The following is a 1,859-nucleotide window of genomic DNA, read 5'->3' on the forward strand; positions in this document are numbered from 1 at the left end:
GTCATAGGGCTATCTAACCTGCCAATTCACGCTCGTCCAGATATCTCGCGCTTGGACAATTCTGTACAAAAAACCACCTAAAGTTGCGCTGGATCAAGGCTGGATCATTATTCCAACCGTAACCTGATGCTGCACAGCAAGGAGTGACGTGATGCAAGATGCTATAAACAAACAAGAAATAGAAATGCTTCGACTCAGAATCGCAGCGGCCCCAAAGCATGAGCAAACCGAAATGTTGGCGCAACTTGATCGATTGGTCCTTAGTATGAAGCAGCAGGCGCGCCTTGAACTGGTTCACAGTGCGGAAGATGACGAAATCGAAAGCCAGTTCGACAACATGCCTGTCTAGGCCGGCGTTGTTTGTTAGCGCGTAAGGTCTTTCATGCCGCGCTCTAGACCGGAGAGCGTCATAGGAACCATTTGATCTTCAAATATTTCGCCGATCATTTTTATCGAATGGGTATAGTTCCAATGCTGCTCGGGCACGGGATTAATCCAGAGATTGCTTTTCCACTGCGCGCGCGCGCGGCGCAGCCATGTTTCGCCGCTTTCCGGGTTCCAATGCTCGTTCGCGCCGCCCGGATAGGCGACCTCATAAGGGCTCATGGATGCGTCACCGACGAAAATACATTTATAATCAGGCCCGTAGGTGCGCAAAACTTCATGGGTCGGGGTCTGAGCATCCCAGCGACGCGCGTTGTCGCGCCAGACGCCCTCATAAAGACAATTGTGGAAATAGAAGTATTCCAGATGCTTGAACTCGGTGCGCGCCGCTGAAAACAGCTCTTCCACGACTTTGATATGCGGGTCCATCGATCCGCCAACATCAAGAAATAATAGAACTTTCACCGCATTGCGTCGCTCTGGACGGGTTTTGACGTCCAGATAGCCGTGCTCTGCAGTCGCGCGAATGGTGCCGTTCAGATCAAGCTCTTCTGTCGCTCCGTCCCGCGCCCAGCGGCGCAGACGTTTGAGGGCCACCTTGATATTACGTGTGCCCAGCTCGACGCTGTCGTCGAGGTTCTTGAACTCGCGCTTGTCCCAAACTTTGACGGCGCGCTGATGGCGGCTTTTGTCCTGACCGATACGCACGCCTTCGGGGTTATAACCATGCGCCCCAAAGGGGGAGGTGCCGCCCGTTCCAATCCATTTGTTGCCGCCCTGATGGCGACCTTCTTGTTCTTTCAGGCGCTCTTTGAGCGTCTCCATCAGCTTTTCAAACCCGCCAAGCGCTTCGATTTCGGCCTTCTCTTCCTCGCTCAGGTGCTTCTCGACCATCTTGCGAAGCCACTCTTCGGGGATTTCGACCGCGTTCAGCATATCTTCTGTGCTGATCGCTTCGAGGCCTTTGAACGTTGCGGCAAAGGCGCGGTCAAACTTGTCGATGTTGCGTTCGTCTTTCACCATGGCCGTGCGGGCCAGGTAATAGAAGGCTTCAATGTCATAAGTCACAAGCCCGCGTTTGACGCCTTCCAGAAAGGAAAGATATTCGCGCAACGAAACGGGTATGCCGCCGCCTCGAAGGTTGTCAAAGAAGGGCAGAAACATCGATCAGAGCGCCAAACGATGCACAATAAGCGTAATAACAAAGCCCGCCAACAGGAAGGCAATGCCGTGTGCTGCGGCAAACTGGGCCATATCTGCCAGATTGCCGCCGCTTTTTTTCGCGCGCCATGCGCCAAGAGCGATGCCGAATAGCCCCGCGATTGTATAGATCATTGTTTACCCGCGTCCTCGTTTCAGCGGGCTAAGCGATGAAATCTCACGCAATTTGGCCCGCACAGCCCAGTCTGCACCAAAGCCGTATCGCGCCCATCCCAAACTGTCCATACGGATGGTGCGTGCTTCTGAGGAACGTC

The 1,859-nt window shown here is 53.9% G+C and carries 3 protein-coding genes and 1 pseudogene; 1 reads left to right on the top strand and 3 read right to left on the bottom strand.

Annotation, left to right across the window (positions count from 1 at the left end; genetic code table 11):
• The first annotated feature begins 184 nt into the window (after positions 1-184).
• Positions 185-349: a hypothetical protein gene (locus WBC85_RS09615; RefSeq protein ID WP_424435927.1), complete on the top strand. Its 165-nt coding sequence runs from the start codon at positions 185-187 to the stop codon at positions 347-349.
• A 14-nt stretch (positions 350-363) separates the two neighbouring features.
• Here WBC85_RS09615 and WBC85_RS09620 read toward each other — a convergent pair whose 3' ends face one another.
• From WBC85_RS09620 to WBC85_RS09630, 3 genes and pseudogenes are all read right to left on the bottom strand, one after another.
• Positions 364-1,548 (bottom strand): vWA domain-containing protein, encoded by a 1,185-nt coding sequence (locus WBC85_RS09620; protein ID WP_424435930.1) that lies wholly within the window; start codon positions 1,546-1,548, stop codon positions 364-366.
• Positions 1,549-1,551: 3 nt separating this feature from the next.
• Positions 1,552-1,719, bottom strand: a complete 168-nt coding sequence (locus WBC85_RS09625; RefSeq protein WP_424435933.1) for a hypothetical protein — start codon at positions 1,717-1,719, stop codon at positions 1,552-1,554.
• Between the two features lie 3 nt (positions 1,720-1,722).
• Positions 1,723-1,859, bottom strand: a pseudogene (locus WBC85_RS09630) (DUF2927 domain-containing protein); the annotation flags it as partial.

The sequence above is a fragment of the Planktotalea sp. genome (assembly GCF_049680325.1).
In the GTDB taxonomy this organism is placed as follows: domain Bacteria; phylum Pseudomonadota; class Alphaproteobacteria; order Rhodobacterales; family Rhodobacteraceae; genus Planktotalea.